The organism is Weissella sp. DD23 (assembly GCF_001579105.1).
Lineage (GTDB): Bacteria > Bacillota > Bacilli > Lactobacillales > Lactobacillaceae > Weissella > Weissella cibaria.
The window spans coordinates 140,520-146,692 of sequence record NZ_KQ970390.1 but is presented as its reverse complement, the minus strand read 5'-3'; the positions used below and the strand labels follow the sequence as shown (position 1 = coordinate 146,692).

At 40.5% G+C, this 6,173-nt stretch carries 6 protein-coding genes and 1 pseudogene; all 7 read right to left on the bottom strand.

The window, feature by feature from the left end; genetic code table 11:
• On the bottom strand, positions 1-562 hold a 562-nt coding region (locus tag WEIDD23_RS00675), incomplete at its 3' end, for a glycoside hydrolase family 73 protein (RefSeq protein WP_197458752.1).
• Between the two features lie 167 nt (positions 563-729).
• Positions 730-1,878, bottom strand: coding sequence for an acyltransferase family protein (locus WEIDD23_RS00670; RefSeq protein ID WP_062358663.1), 1,149 nt, complete (start codon positions 1,876-1,878; stop codon positions 730-732).
• A 48-nt stretch (positions 1,879-1,926) separates the two neighbouring features.
• Complete coding sequence (locus WEIDD23_RS00665; RefSeq protein ID WP_062358662.1) at positions 1,927-3,288, bottom strand: O-antigen ligase family protein; 1,362 nt, start codon at positions 3,286-3,288, stop codon at positions 1,927-1,929.
• A 12-nt stretch (positions 3,289-3,300) separates the two neighbouring features.
• Positions 3,301-3,948, bottom strand: a complete 648-nt coding sequence (locus WEIDD23_RS00660) for a YveK family protein (protein WP_062358661.1) — start codon at positions 3,946-3,948, stop codon at positions 3,301-3,303.
• Between the two features lie 29 nt (positions 3,949-3,977).
• Positions 3,978-4,376: a glycerol-3-phosphate cytidylyltransferase gene (gene tagD / locus WEIDD23_RS00655; RefSeq protein ID WP_062358660.1), complete on the bottom strand. Its 399-nt coding sequence runs from the start codon at positions 4,374-4,376 to the stop codon at positions 3,978-3,980.
• Between the two features lie 133 nt (positions 4,377-4,509).
• Positions 4,510-5,649, bottom strand: a complete 1,140-nt coding sequence (locus WEIDD23_RS00650; protein WP_062358659.1) for a CDP-glycerol glycerophosphotransferase family protein — start codon at positions 5,647-5,649, stop codon at positions 4,510-4,512.
• A gap of 152 nt (positions 5,650-5,801) precedes the next feature.
• Positions 5,802-6,173: pseudogene (locus WEIDD23_RS14160) on the bottom strand (ABC transporter permease); the annotation flags it as partial.

Sequence of the window (6,173 nt, the reverse complement as noted above, 5' to 3'; positions counted from 1 at the left end):
CCATTTCTTGAAGATGATAAGTTTCGATAACACGAATCAACTTCGCGGCATAATCAGGTGCCGTTGCATACTTTCCTTGCAGCCCATACGCTGCTTCTTTATAATTCGAAGCCTTTGATCGCCAGGCACCTGAATAGTAATTATGGTTCCATGACAATCCGTTTGCCAGCAGGCGTGCATTACCTTCAAGCGACTCACGAACACTGTTGTACTTAGCAAATTTTTCAGTCACCGTAATATAATGGCCATTCACATATTCTTGGGTAGGCATCGCAACATACGCGCCACTACCACCCCACTTCACACCGAAATAGTTATTTGCCTTAGTTGACAGCTGACTAGTGCCCCAACCACTCTCTAAAGCTGCCTGAGCCATTTGAATTGATGGATAAATCCCATACTCATTCGACACAGCCATCACTGCAGCCCTATTATCTTTGATAAACGCTTGCACTTGTGCATTCGTTGCCCCAAAGGCTTGTTGACTCATGACCATCGTTGACATAAACGCCAACACCGTCAACAAGATTCCTTTGACCGTCTTTACTGCATTTTCACTCATGTAAACCGCTCCTCGCAAAATAAATCCAGCCCTTAATATACCAAATAACCATAAAAAAGGCTGTGAACTATCAATGAATTTCATTACAGTTCACAGCCTTTTATTACAGGTTCAAGTCTATTTAATTGTTGTTAATTGTCGGTATCCAACATTGTTGATCTAAACACTTAAATCATGACGCCAATCTTAGCAAACCAACTTTTTACATGCTTCGCCACCAGATTATAACCATACCCGGCTAAAGCACCCAACAAGAACACCACCAAGACATAACCAAGTAATGTACCCATGAACGCAACATCCAATCCAAATCCGGTTAAGCCCCAACTTGGAATGACGTGGGCATAGATATAAGTTGCTGTTTGAAAAAAGAAGTCAAACGGTGCGCCAACGTGAAAAATGTAGATAAATAGGGTCGTGCCCGCCAACGAATTGACACTCTTACTTGAAAAGTTCAAGCGCATAAACAACGCAAAAATGATTGCCGCTAATACATACCCCGGGTAACCAATAAAGAAACCGACGGCCGGCTTGGCATCAAATGACCAAACGTGCAAAACGCGCGCTAAGAATTCATGAGCCAGCATGTAATAAGCAATGAACATAATAAGTCCTGCCCACAAATAACGTGATTTAACGTGTTGTAGTGGATCAAATTTACGCATATACCCACCCAATAAATAACCGACAAAAATCGTTGCCGCATTAATAGCGTCTCGGCCCAACGACAGGAACAACGTGAATTTAAACAAGACAGAAACAAAAATAATGACAATAATCAATGCCAAAAAAGTTCGGTTATCTGTTAATTTATTTAGAAAACGATTCAGCGGATTAATGACAACTAATAGCAAAAAGTAAACGCTCAAGTACCAAAAACCACCTAAATACCCAAAAATCAAATGGCTATCATCAAAGATATTACGAGTCGTATTAATTAATTCATAAAAAATTGGTCCGACCAAGCCTAGCTTTCGGACTGCCATATAAATGACTGCAATAACGACACTAATGATAACCCCGTTATAAAGCAACATGCCAGCAAACTTCACGGCTGTGGCCATTGCCCGTTCAAAAGTATTTTTCTTTTCACGTGCGCTGATCAAGAAGTAGCCAGAAATCATCGCAAACAAAATGACACCTAACTGGCCAAATACATAACGCAGCATCAACAACACACCACCCAATTCAATATTGTTAGAAATATATTGTGAATCACGTGTGCCAACAAAATTAACTAAACTGTGAAAAATAATAATCATTAACATCGCGACGATCCGCAACAACTCAAAATTACTTTGCTTTTCTTTTTTCATGCCCTACTCCTACAAAATAAAAGCGCCAATAAGGCGCTTTTAAAATTCTTATAAACTTGCTTCTGCTAAATGAATCACGCGCCAATAAAAGAAATACATCAATAACATTGGCCACGAAAAGGCATTTATTTGTGTAATCATCGCAACCATTAACGTCAATGGCACCATAACAAAGAATGCACGGATAACAATCCGATATTCAATCTGTTCCGGCTTGTCTGATTGTATCAACTGACGATAGACATTCACTGCTCGAACAATCAAACCACCAAGCAACCAAATTGCACTAATCACAACAATTGCACCAAACCTAGCTAACCACCCCAAAAAGTCGTTCAGCACTGGATAAGCGGTTTTGCTATAAAAATTAATATACTCAGAATTGTGTTTACTCCATTCTGGTAAGAATTGCTCAATGAAGTTCCCTTCATTTCCGAAACCGACCCCAAAGAATGGATGGTGAATAAATGTCTGTAACAAACCGATGGCGCCACCAAGCCGATTGTCAGTTCCTTGCTTAGCAAACAACCATTTTTCGAAAATATCATGGACAACCGGTACAAAAAAGTACGCTGATATTACCACAGCTAACGATATAGCCCCGGCAAAAAACAACCACTTACGCGTAGAACGTGGCGCAAACAATACCGTAAACAGGCCGAGTAAGGCAACCATCAGATATCCACTTGTCGAGCGAGCCATTAAGAACACCAGACTCAAAACGGCTATCAACACCCAGACAAGTTTTTGCAGGCGTCGTCCATTCTTTAGACGTTTCATTGGTTCTTGGACAATCGACACCAATATCGGCCCAAAAACAAGTCCCAGCAACATAACTAAGAACGGTGCTTCAGGCTCAAACCCGTTAATACGGTGTTGCGTGGCTACATAACTTCCCGCATCATACCAAGCTCGGCTATCCCAATGACGTTCAAACAAACCCGCCAAAAAATTTGTCCAACCGGTAAATGGTAGTCGGAATGAAACCGCCAACTGTGGGACAATAACCACAACTAGATAAACCACCAAAGAAATAATTAATGATGCCAAAAATTTAAATACTGAATCTGCATCACGAATAAATATCTTTTGTATCGTGTACGCAAACCAAATAACAACAATTAATTGTACGAACGTAAACCAACCGTGAATCAGGCCATACGTTTGATCACTATCACCATACGCCAGCGCATGCCAACCGAACAGTATAAATTGCACGACAATCAGTGCACCCCAAATTTGAAGCGTACGTCGTTCTGGCAAAATATCTTGCACTAACGCCGGTTTAAAATTTAGTTGTACCAACAAAAAAATCAAAAACACAGGAAATGCAATTTGTGCAAAATTTTCAAACAGCGCGCTCGTAAATGTTTTTGGCAACAACGCAAACGGTAGTAACCAACCAACCATGCTGGCTACCTCCTATTGACGCTTTGAAGGACGCAAGTTTGCAATAATACCTGTAAACAGTGCCAAGATGACACCGATGCCTAACCCAGCACCAGCACCAAAAATGGCAGCCTTCTTTGGTGAAATTGGTTCAGAATCATCAGCTTTTGCAGCCCCCTGAATTGCCACCATCAATCGTGGTGCTGGCATACCTGGCACCAACTTAGGCGCCTTCGTGGCGAAAGCTTGCGCATAACTGTTAGCCAATGCAATTGCTTCCTTTTCATTTGGCATCAATACACGAGCACGCACCGTTAAAGTACCAGGTACTTGTTGCAACTTAGCGTACTTTACCACTGCCGCGTTATCTACTTTTTCAAATCCAGCAACGCGCATCAAGCGCGTTGTTTCATTCACAATTGTCCGATCGTAAGAAAATGACAAGTACGTACGAACCAAATCCTTGTCAGCAGACAAGGCAGACTTTGGATCCTGCGTCTTAACATAATTTGCATGGCCAATGTACATCGCGCGTGAAGCTGAGTACGTGCCAGATGCCGGTGCGCTATGCTTAGCAGCAAAGAACATGCCACCAGCTCCAATAATCGCTAATACGATAATCCACCACAAGTTCTTAAATAGGTGGCGTAAAAGGCCAGCCAACGTCATTTGATTATTCATATGTATACTCCTGAAAAATTAAAACTTACTCATCCATTTTGCAAATCTTGTTTGATTTGCGTTGTTGACACTTCTGGTGTCCTAGGCAGATAAATTACCTCTACGTCAGTTTGATCGGCCAGATAGTCAAACTCGCCTTGCCAATCATCCCCCATAACAAATGTATCTACCTGATAAAGAGTCATATCAGAAACTTTTTGTTCCCATGATTCTTCAGGAATAACTAAGTCGACATACCGAATTGCCTCAAGTAATTGTTTCCGCTTTTCAAACTCGAAATATGTTCGCTTATGTTTTTCCTGCCAGTTAAATTCATCTGTCGACAGGGCAACAATTAAATAGTCGCCCTGCTCTTTTGCCCGTCGAAGCAAATTGATATGTCCGTAGTGCAACATATCAAACGTCCCATACGTAATTACACGTTTCATCACTTTGCACCCTTCCTGCAGACCTACATTTGTTTATTATACATGAAAATGCCTATTTGTCGGCTAGTTATCTAAAAAGGTTAAAAACAGCTTACGAAAAAAGCACATCCACGAAAGATGCGCTTTAATTTCTTTATGTGTGCTCTAGGATTGACTTGAATGCAAACGCTGCTTCGTCCCCACCATGAGGATTAAATCTACTGTTCAATGCCTCCAAAGCGTCGTAATCGTACTCTGCCTTGTTTAAGCAATCGATTAATTCAGCCTCTGAATACGAAACTGGCAAACCAAGCGTTTCAGCCGTGAAATACAGTCCTCGCTTCACTTGGTATTCTTCCAAATCAGGTTGGAAAAGATAAACTGGCTTATGATATGGTGCGAAATCAAAGAATACACTCGAGAAATCCGTTATTAACAAATCCGATACCATAAACAGCTTATAAAGTGAAAACTTATCAGCCGTAATAATTGACCCAGACCGCGTCGCACGAGAGAAATAATGGCCACGATAGATAACCACATATTCCTTCGCCAGACGTTCCAACGTTGCGTCCGTTAACGTCGTTTGTTCTTTGGCGTCATAACCTCGGAAAGTAGGAACGTAAAGCAACACCTTTTTATTGCTCTTGATTCCTAGTTCCTTCTTAATGCGCTCTACATTAGTTTTACCTTCGTACCGTTCAACAATCTTTTTCCGTAGTTGACCCGTATTAACAAATCGCTTTGTTCTTGGGAATACTTCCTTAAACTTATCAAGATCGTAATCACTATATGTAAACATATAGTCAAAAGCCACCTTGTCGTACCAATGCTGCACTAATGGTGCCAAGCCGATTTCTGTATGTCCCAATGCCTTCATTGGCACACCGTGCCAGAATTGAATATATACATTGTTATCGTGCTTAAAAGGAATTAGACGATCAATGCTTGAATTAGCCACCCAATACTTTGAACGCAATAGGTGATAGAAAAACAATGGTGAGTTTGATGAAATTTTATTTGTAATTTCCGCCTGTTTAAAATCTGCAGGTCGGTTAAATGCCCAAACCAACTTGTAATCCGCATACGCTGGGTCTTCTCGGATTAGATTAAATGCCTCTTTCGGCGTGTCCGAAAATTGCCTACCACTGTACGAGATAAATAATATTTGCTTTTCGTTCGGCTTAATAAATAGCTGGAGAAATTTAACGATAGTTACACCAACCCAATAATATAGCCAACCAAAGAGCGTTGAATTTTTTATAATGTTTTTAATTTGTTGTGCATGAATCAAAACGCTAACCTACCTTAATATCCTTATATTATAACAAAGAAAATACGGATATGCGGTTAACCTTATTAAACTCACATCTTTCAGTAATATAACGGCAACAAAAAAGGCACAAACCGAGCAGTTTGTGCCTTTTCTTTGACCTTGTCTCTTTATTAAACCATATCAATAAATCGCTCACGGAATCGCAAGTGAATCATTGATCCAACCATTAACATCAGCAACGTTAATAACCAGAAGAATAATGCGTTTGAAGCCTTGTCCCAGAACCAAACATGATACAAGAAAGCGTCTCGGAATGATTCCAATACATAATAGAATGGAAACATCTTAATAATCGTCACCAGTACAAATGGCAAATGCTTAGCGTCCATATTAATTACAACGCCCGAAGTAAAGAAGATCAACCGGAAAACTGCAGACATAGCCGGCTTATAGTCCGGAATAATCACTGTTAGCGTAGAATTAATCAAGTTGTGTGCCAGAACAGTTGCGAACATTGCAATGAAAGCATACACAAACTGTAA